The sequence below is a fragment of the Acidovorax sp. JHL-3 genome, assembly GCF_000526295.1.
In the GTDB taxonomy this organism is placed as follows: domain Bacteria; phylum Pseudomonadota; class Gammaproteobacteria; order Burkholderiales; family Burkholderiaceae_C; genus Acidovorax; species Acidovorax defluvii.
Genome location: NZ_JAFU01000004.1, coordinates 189,888 through 203,684, shown reverse-complemented (window position 1 = coordinate 203,684; position 13,797 = coordinate 189,888). Strand labels below are relative to the sequence as shown.

Annotated in this window: 15 protein-coding genes; 4 read left to right on the top strand and 11 right to left on the bottom strand. The window is 63.2% G+C overall.

What is annotated here, in order from left to right; all coding sequences use genetic code 11:
- Nucleotides 1–11: 11 nt before the first annotated feature.
- The 3 genes from sdhD to K226_RS0116345 form a co-directional block, all read right to left on the bottom strand.
- Nucleotides 12–377 (bottom strand): succinate dehydrogenase, hydrophobic membrane anchor protein, encoded by a 366-nt coding sequence (sdhD, locus tag K226_RS0116355; protein ID WP_024815805.1) that lies wholly within the window; start codon nucleotides 375–377, stop codon nucleotides 12–14.
- Between the two features lie 59 nt (nucleotides 378–436).
- A complete protein-coding gene (gene sdhC, locus K226_RS0116350) occupies nucleotides 437–871 on the bottom strand; it encodes a succinate dehydrogenase, cytochrome b556 subunit (protein ID WP_024815804.1) in 435 nt (144 codons plus the stop codon).
- A 133-nt stretch (nucleotides 872–1,004) separates the two neighbouring features.
- Nucleotides 1,005–1,793, bottom strand: coding sequence for a GntR family transcriptional regulator (locus tag K226_RS0116345; RefSeq protein WP_024815803.1), 789 nt, complete (start codon nucleotides 1,791–1,793; stop codon nucleotides 1,005–1,007).
- 215 nt (nucleotides 1,794–2,008) lie between these two features.
- On the opposite strand from K226_RS0116345, the gene K226_RS0116340 reads away from it, so the two are divergent.
- The 4 genes from K226_RS0116340 (at nucleotide 2,009) to acnB (ending at nucleotide 7,361) form a co-directional block, all read left to right on the top strand.
- Nucleotides 2,009–2,995 carry a malate dehydrogenase gene (locus K226_RS0116340; RefSeq protein ID WP_024815802.1) on the top strand — a complete coding sequence of 329 codons (987 nt, stop codon included), beginning with the start codon at nucleotides 2,009–2,011 and terminating at the stop codon, nucleotides 2,993–2,995.
- A 90-nt stretch (nucleotides 2,996–3,085) separates the two neighbouring features.
- A complete protein-coding gene (locus K226_RS0116335) occupies nucleotides 3,086–4,087 on the top strand; it encodes a CoA ester lyase (protein WP_035242239.1) in 1,002 nt (333 codons plus the stop codon).
- 22 nt (nucleotides 4,088–4,109) lie between these two features.
- Nucleotides 4,110–4,697, top strand: coding sequence for a hypothetical protein (locus K226_RS0116330; RefSeq protein WP_024815800.1), 588 nt, complete (start codon nucleotides 4,110–4,112; stop codon nucleotides 4,695–4,697).
- A gap of 66 nt (nucleotides 4,698–4,763) precedes the next feature.
- A complete protein-coding gene (gene acnB / locus K226_RS0116325) occupies nucleotides 4,764–7,361 on the top strand; it encodes a bifunctional aconitate hydratase 2/2-methylisocitrate dehydratase (RefSeq protein ID WP_024815799.1) in 2,598 nt (865 codons plus the stop codon).
- A gap of 119 nt (nucleotides 7,362–7,480) precedes the next feature.
- Here the strand turns inward: acnB and yegQ are convergent, their stop codons facing one another.
- The 8 genes from yegQ to ribH form a co-directional block, all read right to left on the bottom strand.
- Entirely contained in the window at nucleotides 7,481–8,860 is a 1,380-nt protein-coding gene (yegQ, locus tag K226_RS0116320) for a tRNA 5-hydroxyuridine modification protein YegQ (RefSeq protein WP_024815798.1), read from the bottom strand.
- 70 nt (nucleotides 8,861–8,930) lie between these two features.
- On the bottom strand, nucleotides 8,931–9,908 hold the full coding sequence (gene tolA / locus K226_RS0116315; protein ID WP_024815797.1) for a cell envelope integrity protein TolA: 978 nt from the start codon (nucleotides 9,906–9,908) through the stop codon (nucleotides 8,931–8,933).
- A gap of 26 nt (nucleotides 9,909–9,934) precedes the next feature.
- The gene (locus K226_RS0116310) at nucleotides 9,935–10,360 is read right to left on the bottom strand and encodes a biopolymer transporter ExbD (RefSeq protein ID WP_024815796.1); all 426 of its coding nucleotides are present in this window, start codon (nucleotides 10,358–10,360) and stop codon (nucleotides 9,935–9,937) included.
- A 14-nt stretch (nucleotides 10,361–10,374) separates the two neighbouring features.
- On the bottom strand, nucleotides 10,375–11,076 hold the full coding sequence (gene tolQ, locus K226_RS0116305) for a protein TolQ (RefSeq protein ID WP_024815795.1): 702 nt from the start codon (nucleotides 11,074–11,076) through the stop codon (nucleotides 10,375–10,377).
- The gene (gene ybgC / locus K226_RS0116300; protein WP_024815794.1) at nucleotides 11,073–11,489 is read right to left on the bottom strand and encodes a tol-pal system-associated acyl-CoA thioesterase; all 417 of its coding nucleotides are present in this window, start codon (nucleotides 11,487–11,489) and stop codon (nucleotides 11,073–11,075) included. The genes tolQ and ybgC overlap by 4 nt, the downstream gene beginning before the upstream one ends.
- 7 nt (nucleotides 11,490–11,496) lie before the next feature.
- Nucleotides 11,497–12,681 carry a pyridoxal phosphate-dependent aminotransferase gene (locus K226_RS0116295; protein ID WP_024815793.1) on the bottom strand — a complete coding sequence of 395 codons (1,185 nt, stop codon included), beginning with the start codon at nucleotides 12,679–12,681 and terminating at the stop codon, nucleotides 11,497–11,499.
- 71 nt (nucleotides 12,682–12,752) lie between these two features.
- Nucleotides 12,753–13,334 carry a transcription antitermination factor NusB gene (gene nusB / locus K226_RS0116290; RefSeq protein WP_024815792.1) on the bottom strand — a complete coding sequence of 194 codons (582 nt, stop codon included), beginning with the start codon at nucleotides 13,332–13,334 and terminating at the stop codon, nucleotides 12,753–12,755.
- Nucleotides 13,331–13,795 (bottom strand): 6,7-dimethyl-8-ribityllumazine synthase, encoded by a 465-nt coding sequence (gene ribH / locus K226_RS0116285; protein WP_024815791.1) that lies wholly within the window; start codon nucleotides 13,793–13,795, stop codon nucleotides 13,331–13,333. The genes nusB and ribH overlap by 4 nt, the downstream gene beginning before the upstream one ends.
- Nucleotides 13,796–13,797: the final 2 nt, after the last annotated feature.

Below are 13,797 nucleotides of genomic sequence, written 5' to 3'. Positions count from 1 at the left end.
AGTCGCGGGAATCAGAGACGCCACAAAACCTGGATACCCCAGCCGGCACAGCCGACCAGCCAGACGATGGTGAAAATCTGCAGCACAAGGCGCAGGCCCACCGGCTTGATGTAATCCATCCAGATGTTGCGCATGCCTACCCAGGCGTGCCAGATGAGTGCCAGGATCACGCAGAACGTGAGCACTTTCATCCATTGGCTGGAGAAAATGGACGCCCAGCGGTCATAGCCGATGGGGCCTTTGGTCAGAACCAGTTGCACGAGAAGGATCAGCGTGAACAGTGCCATCAGAACGGCAGTCACGCGTTGGCTCAGCCAGTCGCGCAGGCCATAGTGGGCACCTACGACGGTGCGTTTGTAACCGAAGTTGTCGGACATGGTGGGTTTCCTCTTAGTCATTGCGCGGCACGCCGGACCCGGCGCCGCCGCGGGGTGAATCAATACAGGCCGAACAGCTTGGCTGCAAGCACCAGCGTCAGGCCAATGCTGATGACCAGTGTCACCAGGGCAGAGGTCTTGCCGAACTGCTTGCTGACGGCGTCATGGCTCACGTCCATGCACAAGTGGCGCACACCGGCGATCAGGTGGTGGAGATAGGCCCAGATAAGACCCAGCGCCACCAGCTTGATGAACCAGCCGGGAGCGAAGCCCAGGCCAGAGTTGAAGGCGGCTTTGAAGGTGCCAAAGGAAATTTCGGAGGACACCGAGGTGTCGAACATCCACAGCACGAACGGCAGCAGCAGAAACATCACAGCACCGCTGGCACGGTGCAGGATCGAAACCCATGCAGCCGGCGTCATGCGGTAAGTAGTGAGGTCCTTGAAGGCGTTGATATTGCGGAATTCAGGCCGTTTTTTGGCTAGCTCTGTCATGGCGGGTGCTTTCGTGGATGTAACTGCTTTGTAATTTGAAGATGCAAACAACGCAAAATTCTATTGCAACGCAACAAGTAGGGTTGTCCACCGGCGCAATATTTTGACGATTCTTCTCAAGTGCAGGCGTGTTTCAGCTCAATTCGTTGTGGTAATGGTGTGTGTCGGTGCGGTAAAGACCACGCCGTAACTCCATGGGAACATCGTTGTAGGTGTAGGCGGTGCGCTCCACGCTCAGCAAGGGCGTGCCAGCGGGAGTGTGCAGAAGCTGGGCCTGCTCACCGTCGGCCAGCACGGCTCGGATTTTTTCTTCGGCCCGCACCATGCGCACACCGAAATCCAGCTCGAACATGGCATAGGTCGGACCCTGGTAGTTCGCCATCTGCTCAGCTGTCAGGCCCTTGAAGGCCTGGCCGGGGAGCCAGATGTCTTCGAGAATGGTGGGTTCGCCGGCAAACGACAGAATGCGCCGCGCCTGTACCACCGGGTCGCCACTTCGCAAGGCCAGGGCGCGCGCCACGTCGGCGCTGGCGCGCACGCGCCGGCAATCCAGCACGGTGCGTTGCGCCGGCCCCTCCACACTGGCATCGCCGGTGTCGGGCAAAAGCTTCAGAAAACGGTATTGCACATGCTGCTCGGCATGGGTGGCGACAAAAGTGCCCTTGCCCTGTCGCCGCATCACCAGATTGTCGGCCGCCAGCTCGTCAATGGCCTTGCGGACCGTGCCCTGACTCACCCGAAACCGCGCCGCCAAATCCATCTCGCTGGGAATGGCTTCACCGGGCTTCCATTCACCCTGCTGCAGGCTTTGCAGGATCAAGGCCTTGATCTGCTGGTACAGCGGGCTGAATGCCGGCGTCAATGCACCAACACCGCCGGGAGGCGGCGAGGGCGCGTCAACATTGAACGGAAGCGACGACATGGCAAATGGCTGGGGTGGGGCGGTTATGCGAGGCGTATTCTCTGGCTGGTAACCGGGTTGGATCATATCTTATATAAGACATAAGACAAATTGACCTTTCGCAGCAATCGGCGGTAAACTCCAAGGCTGTTTTGCAGAGCACGGGTTGCTGGTGACAGGGGCTGGTGCTTGCGTTGCATCCACATCTGTTTTTTCCACTTCCTGGAGTTTTCACCATGAGCAAGAAGCCCGTCCGTGTTGCCGTTACCGGCGCTGCTGGTCAAATCGGTTACGCCCTGCTGTTCCGTATCGCCTCGGGCGAAATGCTGGGCAAGGACCAGCCGGTCATCCTGCAATTGCTCGAAGTTCCCGTGGAAGGCCCACAAAAAGCGCTCAAGGGCGTGATGATGGAACTCGACGACTGCGCTTTCCCGCTGCTCGTGGAGATGACCGCCCACAGCGACCCCATGACCGCCTTCAAGGATGCCGATTACGCCTTGCTGGTGGGCTCGCGCCCCCGCGGCCCCGGCATGGAGCGCGCCGAGCTGCTGGCCGTCAACGGTGCCATCTTCACCGCACAGGGCAAGGCCCTGAATGCCGTGGCCAGCCGCGACGTCAAGGTGCTGGTGGTGGGCAACCCCGCCAACACCAACGCCTACATCGCCATGAAGAGCGCGCCTGACCTGCCACGCAAGAACTTCACCGCCATGCTGCGCCTCGATCACAACCGCGCTGCCAGCCAGATTGCTGCCAAGACCGGCAAGGCCGTGGCCGACATCGAAAAACTCACCGTCTGGGGCAACCATTCGCCCACGATGTACGCCGACTACCGCTTTGCCACCATCAACGGCGAGAGCGTTGCCAAGATGATCAACGACCAGGAATGGAACGCCAACACCTTCCTGCCCACCGTGGGCAAGCGCGGCGCAGCCATCATTGAGGCACGCGGCCTATCGTCGGCGGCATCGGCTGCCAACGCCGCCATCGACCACATGCGCGACTGGGCCCTGGGCACCAACGGCAAGTGGGTCACCATGGGTATTCCTTCGGATGGCCAGTACGGCATTCCCAAGGACACCATGTTCGGCTTCCCCGTCACCTGCGAAAACGGCGAGTACAAGATCGTCGAAGGTCTGGAAATTGACGCGTTCTCGCAAGAGCGCATCAACATCACGCTGGCCGAACTGCAAGGCGAGCAAGACGGCGTCAAGCACCTGCTCTGATCCCATGAGCGTTGTGCGCCGCGCAGAACCATCCTCAGGCTCCGTTCCTCCCGGGGGGGCGAAGCAGCCCACGCCGTGAGTGGCGGGGTCGTGCGTGCCCATCCTCGCGATGTGCTGCTGGGTGCGCAGGCGGCTTCTGCCGCCTTGCCGGTTTGCGATCACTACAGCGGTGCGCCGGCGCGCATGCTCAAGAGCCTGCAATTGCAGGCACAGATGACCGAGGAATTCGGCGCTTGCGTTTTTGACGTGACGCTGGACTGCGAAGACGGAGCCCCGGTGGGCGATGAAGCGGCGCACGCGGTCGTGGTGGCCGCCCTGGCGCGCGATGCCGCCCCGGCAGCGCGCGTGGGCGTTCGCGTTCACCCCGTGGACCACCCCGCATTTGCCAACGACATGGCCACCATTGCCGGCGAGGCCGGTCATCGGCTCACCCACATCATGCTGCCCAAGGTGGAGTCGGTGGACGATGTTTTGCGGGCAGAAAAAGCCCTGCAGGGCACATCGGCGGCCCATCTGCCCCTGCAGGTGCTGATCGAATCCCCGGCCGCAGTGCACCGGGCTTTCGAGATTGCCGCGCATCCCCGCGTGCAAAGCCTGAGCTTTGGCTTGATGGATTTTGTGTCGGCCCACGGCGGTGCCATTCCCGCATCGGCCATGGCCTCTGCCGGGCAGTTCACGCACCCGCTGGTGGTGCGCGCCAAGCTCGAAATCGCCTCGGCCTGCCATGCCCATGGCAAGGTGCCATCGCACTGCGTGGTAACCGAATTCAGCGATATGGTGGCCATGCAGGGCGCAGCCAGCCGCGCTGCCCGCGAGTTTGGCTACACGCGCATGTGGAGCATCCACCCCGCGCAGATCCGCCCCATCCTGGAGGCCTTTGCGCCCACGCAGGATGACATTGACGTTGCTTCAAAAATAATAGCTGCTGCCGCAGACGCTGATTGGGCTCCCATCAGTTTTGAGGGCGCATTGCATGACCGTGCCAGTTTTCGCTATTACTGGCAGGTTCTGGAGCGTGCGCACAGCACCGGGCGCAGCTTGCCCGCGGCCGTGTGCCCGTGGTTTACTCCGTCTGTCTCTCTCTGTCCCTGAACCCTCACCTGCAGGATCCCTGATGAAAACCTTTATCGCTTCTGCCCTCATGCTGCTGGCGCCCGCCTTTGTGCTGGCCCAGACACCCGCCCCGTCTGCCGCCAAGCCTGCCACCAAGGCAACCGCCAAGGCCCCTGCCAAAGCCGCCGCCGCCAAAACCGCCAAGGCCAAGCCCACCAGCAGCCGCGTCCAGCTCAAGTCCGCCACCGGTCAGGTGGCCGCAGGCATCATGGCTGCCGAGGCCGCCCTCTCGCCGGACGAACTGGCCATTGCCGAGCGCGTGCATGTGGGCCACATCGCCTGCGAATTGGGCGCGCACGTCACGCTCAAGGCCGACCCTGCCTCGCCCGGCCGCTTCGATGTGGAAGGCAAGGGCTTCAAGTACCGCATGACCCCCGTAGCCACATCCACCGGCGCTGTGCGTCTGGAAGACCAGCGGGGCGGCGCTGTGTGGCTGCAGATCGCCAACAAGTCCATGCTCATGGACCAAAAGCGTGGCCAGCGCCTGGCAGACGAATGCATGAGCCCCGAGCAGAACCTGGTTGCCGAGGCCATCAAGAAGAACCCGATCCCCAGCGTGCTGGAACCTCTGCCCGTCGCCAAACAATAACGATTCCCGTGCGCCTGGCCCCCGGGCCGCACCCACCCCACTTTAGAACGCAACCGGAGAAAATTGATGTTGAAAGCCTACCGTGACCATGTGGCCGAACGTGCTGCATTGGGCATTCCGCCACTGCCCTTGAGCGCCAAGCAGACCAGCGAACTGATCGAGCTGCTGAAAAACCCGCCTGCTGGCGAGGAAGCAACCCTGGTCGACCTGATCACGCACCGTGTGCCTGCGGGCGTGGACGATGCCGCCAAGGTCAAGGCCAGCTACCTGGCCGCCGTGGCCCATGGCACGGAAGTGTGCAGCCTCATCGGCCGTGAGAAGGCCACGCAACTGCTGGGCACCATGCTGGGCGGCTACAACCTCACGCCGCTGATCGATCTGCTTGACGACGCTGCCGTGGCCTCCGTGGCTGCCGAAGCGCTCAAGAAGACGCTGCTCATGTTTGACCAGTTCCATGACGTCAAGGAAAAGGCCGACAAGGGCAACACCTTCGCCAAGGCCGTGCTGCAAAGCTGGGCCGACGCCGAATGGTTTACCAGCCGCCCCGAAGTGCCCCAGAGCATCAAGCTCACCGTGCTCAAGGTCACTGGCGAAACCAACACCGACGACCTGTCGCCCGCGCCCGATGCCTGGAGCCGCCCCGACATCCCGCTGCACGCGCTGGCCATGCTCAAGAACAAGCGCGACGGCATCACCCCTGAAGAAGACGGCAAGCGCGGCCCGGTGAAGTTCATCGAAGACCTGCGCGCCAAGGGCAACCTCGTGGCCTACGTGGGCGACGTGGTGGGCACGGGTTCCAGCCGCAAGTCGGCCACCAACAGCGTGCTGTGGTTCACCGGCGAAGACATCCCCTTTGTGCCCAACAAGCGCTTTGGCGGCGTCTGCCTGGGCAGCAAGATTGCCCCCATCTTCTACAACACCATGGAAGACGCGGGCGCGCTGCCCATCGAGCTCGACGTAAGCCAGATGAACATGGGCGACGAGATCGAGTTGCTGCCCTACGCTGGCAAGGCTTTGAAGGACGGCAACGTCATCGCCGAATTCGAAGTGAAAAGCGAAGTGCTGTTCGACGAAGTGCGCGCCGGTGGCCGCATTCCTCTGATCATCGGCCGTGGCCTGACCACCAAGGCGCGCGAGGCCCTGGGCCTGGCGCCTTCCACGCTGTTCCGCCTGCCGCAAGTGCCTGCCGCCACCGGCAAGGGTTTCACGCTGGCGCAGAAGATGGTTGGCCGTGCCTGCGGCCTGCCTGCAAAGGATGGCAACCAGATGGGCGTGCTGCCCGGCACCTATTGCGAGCCGCGCATGACCTCGGTGGGCTCGCAAGACACCACCGGCCCCATGACCCGCGACGAACTCAAGGACCTGGCCTGCCTGGGCTTCAGCTCCGACCTAGTCATGCAGTCGTTCTGCCACACGGCCGCTTACCCCAAGCCCGTGGACGTGAAGATGCATCACGAGCTGCCCGAGTTCATCAGCAATCGCGGCGGCATCTCGCTCAAGCCAGGCGACGGCATCATCCACAGCTGGCTCAACCGCATGCTGCTGCCCGACACCGTGGGCACCGGCGGTGACTCGCACACCCGTTTCCCCATCGGCATCAGCTTCCCCGCAGGCTCGGGCCTGGTGGCGTTCGCCGCTGCCACGGGTGTGATGCCACTAGATATGCCTGAATCGGTTCTGGTGCGCTTCAAGGGCCAGATGCAGCCCGGTGTCACGCTGCGCGACCTGGTGCACGCAATTCCGCTGTATGCCATCAAGGCGGGCTTGCTGACGGTGGAAAAGCAGGGCAAGAAGAACATCTTCTCGGGCCGCATTCTCGAAATCGAAGGCTTGCCTGACATGAAGGTCGAGCAGGCGTTCGAGCTGTCCGATGCCTCGGCCGAGCGCTCTGCCGCCGGTTGCACCGTGCGCCTGAACAAAGAACCGATCATCGAATACATCAACAGCAATATCGTGCTGCTGAAGAACATGATCGCCCAGGGCTACGCTGATGCACGCACCATCGGCCGCCGCATCCAGGCCATGGAAGCCTGGCTGGCCACGCCTGAGCTGCTGGCACCCGATGCCGACGCCGAATACGCCGCCGTGATCGAGATCGACCTGGCCGAGATCACCGAACCCATCGTCTGCTGCCCCAACGACCCCGATGACGCCAAGACGCTGTCGGACGTGGCCGGTGCCAAGATCGACGAAGTGTTCATTGGCTCGTGCATGACCAACATCGGCCACTTCCGTGCGGCTTCCAAGCTGCTCGAAGGCAAGAAGGACATCCCCGTCAAGCTGTGGATGGCACCGCCCACCAAGATGGACGCGCACCAGCTCACCGAAGAAGGCCACTACGGCGTGTTCGGCGCCGCTGGTGCCCGCATGGAAATGCCGGGTTGCTCGCTTTGCATGGGCAACCAGGCACAGGTGAAGGAAGGCGCTACCGTGATGTCCACCAGCACGCGTAATTTCCCCAACCGCCTGGGCAAGAACACCAACGTGTACCTGGGTTCGGCCGAGCTGTCGGCCATTGCTTCCAAGCTGGGCCGCATCCCGACCAAGGCCGAGTACCTGGCTGACATGGGTGTGCTCAGCGCCAACGGCGACAAGATCTACAAGTACATGAACTTCGATCAGATCGCCGAGTACAAGGACGTGGCAGACGGCGTATCCGCCTGAACGATTCACGCCCTTCGGGGCTGAAAAAAAGCCCGGTGTTTCGTAAGAGCACCGGGTTTTTTGCTATTGATATGGTAGCTGGTAGCGCTTGCTGTGTAAGCGCTATAGGTTGATTTAACTTAAATTTTGTCGGCTTCGAACACGCGCGCCAGCAAGGCGCCTTCGGCCGGACCTGCCAGCGGGATGCGCACGCGCAGCGGGCTGCCCGAGGCTACTTGCAGTTCTTCGCCTTCAAGACCGCGCATCTGTTCCAGTCGCACCGTGCGGTTGCCGCTGGGGTGGATGATTTCCAGCAGGTCGCCCACGGCGAAGCGGTTTTTCGTTTCCACCTCGGCCCAGCCATCCTGCACGGCCTTGACCTCGCCGACAAACTGGCTGCGCCGGGCCTCGGAGCTGCCGGTTTCGTAGTTCTGGTAGTCGTTGGCGGGGCGGCGTTCCAGGAAGCCGGCGGTGTAGCCGCGGTTGGACAGGCCTTCGAGTTCGGTGATGAGCTCGGGGTTGAACGGGCGGCCCGCCACGGCGTCGTCGATGGCGCGGCGGTAGATCTGCGCCGTGCGCGAGACGTAATACTGGCTCTTGGTGCGGCCCTCGATCTTGAGGGAATCGACGCCAATCTCCACCAGGCGCTGCACATGCTCGACGGCGCGCAGGTCTTTGCTGTTCATGATGTAGGTGCCGTGCTCATCTTCCATGATGGGCATGAGCTGGCCGGGGCGCTCCTTCTCTTCGAGCAGGTAGACCTGGTCGGCCAACGGGTGGCGCTCGCCCCCGCCGCAGGCGGCAAAGGCGGCATTGTCGTCCTCTTGCGCCTTGTTGAAGTTGAAGTCACCCTCCATGCGCACGGCCATGGCTTCGCCGGTGTTGGGGTCTACCGCTGCGGGCTGGGTGGCGTAGTTCCAGCGGCAGGCGTTGGTGCAGGTGCCCTGGTTGGGGTCGCGCCGGTTGAAGTAGCCCGAGAGCAGGCAGCGGCCCGAGTAGGCGATGCACAGTGCGCCGTGCACGAACACTTCGAGCTCCATGTCGGGGCATTCCTGGCGGATCTTGGCGATTTCATCCAGGCTCAGCTCGCGCGAGAGGATGATGCGCGCCACGCCCACCTTTTGCCAGAACTTCACGGCCGCATAGTTCACGGTGTTGGCCTGCACCGAGAGGTGAATGGCCACTTCGGGCCAATTCTCGCGCACCATCATGATGAGGCCCGGGTCGGCCATGATGAGGGCGTCGGGCCGCATGGCGATGATGGGTTCGATATCGCGCAGGTAGGTGCGCACCTTGTCGTTGTGCGGCAGCAGGTTGCTGGTCAAAAAGAACTTTTTGCCGCGCGCATGGGCTTCAAGGATGCCCTGCTCGATCTGCTCCTGGCGGAATTCGTTGTTGCGTGCGCGCAGGCTGTAGCGCGGCTGGCCGGCGTAGATGGCATCGGCGCCAAAGTCGTAGGCGGCACGCATCTTGTCGAGCGAGCCGGCGGGCAGCAGCAGTTCGGGGCTTTTCAGGGTCATGGTGCATTGTGGCCGAGGCCATGAAAACCGCTCTGCCTTAGCTCAGCAAAGCAGTCGGGCGCAAGGATCTTCAGTCTTGTGGGCGAAAGCCTATTTCCAGCGTGGACGGAACACGTCCATCTACATCGCGGGGCAGCGACTCGGTTTTGTCCAGCGCGCGCAGCACGGCATCGTCCCAGGCCTTGTTGCCGCTCGACTGGATCAGTTTTTTGCCCACGATGGTGCCATCGGGCGCAGCGCGCACCTGCACCACCGCGCGCGGATTGCCTGCGATGGCATCCGGGTACACGATATTGGGCCGAACCTTGGCTGCCACCTTGCCACCGTAGTTGCCCGAGGGGCCGGAATTACGCAGGGCGGTGCCTGTGGCGTTTTCGCCGCCTGTAGCACCCGCCAGGCCTTGCATGCGACGGATGTTCTCCTGCCGGCGGGCCTCTGCGGTCTGGGCGCTGGCTTTTTCCAGGGCTTCCTGCTTGCGCTGGGCTTCCTGCGCCTGGCGCTTCTTGTCGTCAGCCAACTGCTTTTGCTTGTCCAGTTTTTCCAGGCGTTCTTTTTCGCGCTCGGCTTTTTGCTGCTCGGCCTTTTCCTTTTGCAGGCGTTCCTTTTTCTCCTGCTCCAGCCGTTCGCGGCGCTCGTCTTCCTTGCGCTCACGCTCGCGTTTTTCGCGTTCGAGTTGCTGCTGGCGTTCTTTCTTTTCTTGTTCCAGGCGCTTTTTCTCGCGCTCGATGGCGATGTCGGCTTCGCGGGTGTCTGGCTCTCCCTGCCGTGGTGGGGGCGGAGGGGGCGGGACCGGCGTGGGTTTGGGCGGCTCGGGCTGCGGCGGGGGCGGGGGCGCCGGGGTTTCAACGGCCCGGGGCGCCGCCTGCTGCGGCACGGCCGACCACAGTTCGGCCTGCACAGCGGGCATGTCGGAGCTGCTTTTCCAGTTCACGCCCCAGGTCAGGGCTGCAATCAGAATCGCATGCGCCAGCACGGCCAGCGCAATGGCGCGCAGGCGTGCCGGTGGGCGGGGCGGGGCAAACTGGTCGCGGTCGTCGTGGGCGTGCATGCGGGGGTGTGAGGGCGGGCTGGCGGTCAGCCGCCCTGCTTGACGGAGAGGGCCACGCGCTGCACGCCGGCCTTTTGCAGTGCGTCCATGGCTTTCACCACGGTCTCGTAGGTTACGGTTTTTTCTGCGCTGATGAGGATGGGCGTGTCAGCGGGCTGGCTGGCCTGCCAGGTTTTCGCGGCACTGCCCAGCTCCTGCAAGCTCATGGGGCGTTCGTTGCCATCGGTCTTGAGTTTCAGGCTGCCGTCCTTGTTGACAATCACCTGCCCAAACGTCTTGGGTGGCTTGCTGCCTTTGCCCACCGAGGGAACGTTGATGGCGCTGGGCGTGAGCATGGGCGCAGTCACCATGAAAATGATCAGCAGCACCAGCATCACATCGATGAAGGGCACCATGTTGATTTCGTTCATGGAGCGGCGGCGGCTGCCGGTGCGCGAGGCCATTGCGGGCATGGTGGGCTCCCGCTTCAGTGGCCTGACGGCGAGCCGGGGTGGGTACCCAGGTTGCGCTGCAGGATGTTGGAGAACTCTTCGATGAAGGTCTCCTGGTGGTTGGCCACGCGGTCGATGTCGCGCGCAAAACGGTTGTAGGCAATCACGGCCGGAATGGCGGCAAACAGGCCCAGGGCGGTGGCCACCAGCGCCTCGGCAATGCCGGGTGCCACGGTGGCCAGCGTGACCTGCTCCATGCCGGCAAAGCCCGTGAAGGCGTGCATGATGCCCCACACCGTGCCAAAAAGGCCCACATAGGGGCTCACCGAGGCCACCGAGCCCAAGAATGACAGACTCGATTCGACCACATCCATCTCGCGCTGAAAGCTGGCACGCATGGCGCGGCGGGCGCCGTCGAGCAGCGTGCCGGGGTCGGTGATGCGGCGCTCGCGCAGTTTCTGGTATTCGCGCATGCCGCTGGCAAAGATGCGTTCCATGGGGCCGGCGTTCTTGGCGTTTTGTGCGGCGCTGGCGTACAGGTCGTTGAGGCTGGTGCCCGACCAGAAATCGCGCTCGAAATCCTCATTGAGCGCCTTGACGCGTTTCAAGGCAAACAGCTTGCGAAAGATGGCGGCCCAGCTGGAGACGGAGACGATCAGCAGCAGCAGCATGACGAGTTGCACCACCCAGCTGGCTTGCAGCACCAGGGAGAGGATGGACATATCTTGGGAATTCATGAAAGTTGTTCCAGAAGGGTGCTCGGGATTCTTGCGGGGCGCATGCTGGCGGCATCCACCCAGCCGATACGGATGGTGCCTTCGCTCAGCAAAGCGCGCGGCTGATTGGGTGCTTGCTCATTATTCAATAGCGCCTGCTGCACGATTGTCAAGGATGCGCGGCCGGTTTCCTGCAATTGGGCGGTAACAATGAGTTCATCGTCCAGGCGTGCCGGGCGCAGGTAGCGCAAGCGTGCATCGGTTACGACGAAGATCCCGCCCGTTTGTTCCCGCAGCTGTTGCTGGCCAATGCCCAGCGAGCGCAGCCACTCGGTGCGGGCGCGCTCAAAGAACTTGAGGTAGTTGGCATAGAACACGATGCCGCCGGCATCGGTGTCCTCCCAATAAATGCGAACGGGAAATTCGAAGGGCATGGTTCTTTCAGCCCAGCAGCCCGCGCAGGCGTGCCACCGATTCCTGCAACTGCGCCATGGAGTTGGCCGTCGAGAAGCGCACGAATCGCTGCGGATCAAAGGTGCCGAAGTCGCGCCCTGGCGTCACCGCCAAATGGGCGCGGCGCATCACCTCGTAGGCAAAGTCCCAGCTTCCCTGCACGCCGAGTTTTTCGCACGCGGCTGTGCAGTCGGCCCAGGCATAAAAAGCGCCGTCGGGCATCACGGGCACGGCAAGGCCCAGTGCCTGCAGTTCAGGGATGAAGTAGTCGCGCCGGGCCTTGAACTCGGCGCGCCGGCGTTCGTATTCGGCAATGCTCTCGGTCTCAAAACAGGCCATGGCTGCCATTTGCGACACGGTGCTGGCGCAGATGAACAGGTTTTGCGCCAGGCGCTCGACCACGGGCACCATGGCATCGGGCACCACCATCCACCCCAGGCGCCAGCCCGTCATGTTGAAATATTTGCTGAAGCTGTTGATGCTGATGACGTTATCGTCAATGGCCAAGGCCGTCTGGCCGAAGGCATCGTCGTACGAAAGGCCGAGGTAGATCTCGTCGATCATCGTCACGCCGCCCCGGTCCTGCACCACGCCGTGGATGCGGCGCAGCTCGCCCTGCGCAATGGAGGTGCCCGTGGGGTTGGAGGGCGAGGCCAGCAACACACCCCGTGTCTTGCTGTTCCAGGCGGCCTGCACCTTCTCGGCGCTGAGCTGGTAGCGCTCGGCGGCGGTGGTGGGGATCAGTATGGCGTTGCCTTCGGCGGCGCTCACAAAATGCCGGTTGCAGGGGTAGCTTGGGTCGGGCATCAGCACTTCGTCGCCGGCCTCGATCAATGCCAGGCAGGCCAGGTGCAGCGCTGCCGAGGCGCCCGCCGTCACCACGATGCGGCGCGCGGGCACGTTCACGCCAAAGCGCTGCTGGTACCAGCCGCTGATGCGCTCGCGCAGGGGCTCGTAGCCCAGCGACTGGGTGTATTGCGTGGCGCCGTCGTGCACAGCGCGTGCGGCGGCTTCCTGCACCAGCGGGGGCGCCGTGAAATCGGGCTCGCCAATGTTCAGAAAAATCATGGGCTGGCTGCTGCCGGCCACCTCGCGGGCCATGGCCTGGGCGGCCTTGGCCACTTCCATCACATAAAACGGTTCAATGCGCTCGGCGCGCCTGGAAAACTTCATGGGGAGGGATCCTGCCCGCGATGCGCGGGGGTGGCGGGAAAAAGCGGGCCGCAGTGCGGCCCGGGGCCGGTTCAGGCGCCAGCGTCGGTGCTGGCGGGGGCGGTGGCAGGCGCTGCGCCCTTGTCGGCGGCCACTTCGGCCGTGCGCAGGCGGGGCGCCAGGCCGTTGAGCACGGCATTTACATATTTGTGGCCGTCGGTGCCGCCAAATTCCTTGGCCAGCTCGATGCACTCGTTGAGCACCACGCGCCAGGGCACATCCAGGCAATGCTGAAACTCGTACACGCCGATCCACATGGTGGCGTGCTCGATGGGCGAGATCTCGGCCATCTTGCGGTCGAGCAGCGGCGTGATCAAGGCGTCGAGCTCGGCTGCCGTGTTGATGCAGCCGTGCAGCACGGCGTTGTAGTGCGCGGCATCCGCCTTGTGAAAACCGGCCAGATCGCGCGTGAACGAATCAATGGCCGTGGCTTCGTTGCGCCCCACGATGTACTGGTAAAGCGCCTGCAGCACAAACTCGCGGGCGCGGCTGCGGTTGGACTTGGACGCCGCCTTGCGCACGCCGTTGCTCTTGACGCCTGTGCGCGCCTGCTTGGGTGGGCGTGCAGCGGGGGATGCAGAAGGGGGCGCAGCGGGCGTGGTGGGATCGGTCATGACAGTTCTTCCAGCAGGTTCGCCATTTCCACGGCCACGCGGGCGGCGTCGCGGCCCTTGTCGGTCTGGCGGGCAATGGCTTGTTCCAGGTTTTCGGTGGTGATGATGGCGTTGGCAATGGGCAGCTGGTAGTCGAGCGCCAGCCGGGTCACGCCAGCGCCCGATTCGTTGGCCACCAGTTCGAAATGGTAGGTTTCGCCGCGGATGATGCAGCCCAGCGCGATCAGAGCGTCAAATTCATCGCTTTCGGCCATGGCCTGCAGCGCCACGGGCACCTCCAGGGCACCCGGTACCAGCACATGCTGGATGTGATCGTCTGGCACGCCCAGGGCCTGCAGTTCTTCGCGGCAGGCCTTGGCCAGTGCGTTGGTGATGCCTTCGTTGAAGCGCGCCTGCACGATGCCGATGTGCAGCTTGCTGCCGTCGAGCCCGCTTGCGGCTCCTTTGTCTGCGTTCAACATGG

What these genes read in the sequence shown, in the direction of transcription:
- K226_RS0116295 (WP_024815793.1), bottom strand. Translation starts at nt 12,681, where the DNA reads ATGAAGTTTTCCAGGCGCGCCGAGCGCATTGAACCGTTTTATGTGATG.
- ybgC (WP_024815794.1), bottom strand. Translation starts at nt 11,489, where the DNA reads ATGCCCTTCGAATTTCCCGTTCGCATTTATTGGGAGGACACCGATGCC.
- K226_RS0116310 (WP_024815796.1), bottom strand. Translation starts at nt 10,360, where the DNA reads ATGCCCGCAATGGCCTCGCGCACCGGCAGCCGCCGCCGCTCCATGAAC.
- K226_RS0116340 (WP_024815802.1), top strand. Translation starts at nt 2,009, where the DNA reads ATGAGCAAGAAGCCCGTCCGTGTTGCCGTTACCGGCGCTGCTGGTCAA.
- ribH (WP_024815791.1), bottom strand. Translation starts at nt 13,795, where the DNA reads ATGTTGAACGCAGACAAAGGAGCCGCAAGCGGGCTCGACGGCAGCAAG.
- sdhC (WP_024815804.1), bottom strand. Translation starts at nt 871, where the DNA reads ATGACAGAGCTAGCCAAAAAACGGCCTGAATTCCGCAATATCAACGCC.
- sdhD (WP_024815805.1), bottom strand. Translation starts at nt 377, where the DNA reads ATGTCCGACAACTTCGGTTACAAACGCACCGTCGTAGGTGCCCACTAT.
- tolA (WP_024815797.1), bottom strand. Translation starts at nt 9,908, where the DNA reads ATGCACGCCCACGACGACCGCGACCAGTTTGCCCCGCCCCGCCCACCG.
- nusB (WP_024815792.1), bottom strand. Translation starts at nt 13,334, where the DNA reads ATGACCGATCCCACCACGCCCGCTGCGCCCCCTTCTGCATCCCCCGCT.
- K226_RS0116330 (WP_024815800.1), top strand. Translation starts at nt 4,110, where the DNA reads ATGAAAACCTTTATCGCTTCTGCCCTCATGCTGCTGGCGCCCGCCTTT.
- acnB (WP_024815799.1), top strand. Translation starts at nt 4,764, where the DNA reads ATGTTGAAAGCCTACCGTGACCATGTGGCCGAACGTGCTGCATTGGGC.
- yegQ (WP_024815798.1), bottom strand. Translation starts at nt 8,860, where the DNA reads ATGACCCTGAAAAGCCCCGAACTGCTGCTGCCCGCCGGCTCGCTCGAC.
- K226_RS0116345 (WP_024815803.1), bottom strand. Translation starts at nt 1,793, where the DNA reads ATGTCGTCGCTTCCGTTCAATGTTGACGCGCCCTCGCCGCCTCCCGGC.
- tolQ (WP_024815795.1), bottom strand. Translation starts at nt 11,076, where the DNA reads ATGAATTCCCAAGATATGTCCATCCTCTCCCTGGTGCTGCAAGCCAGC.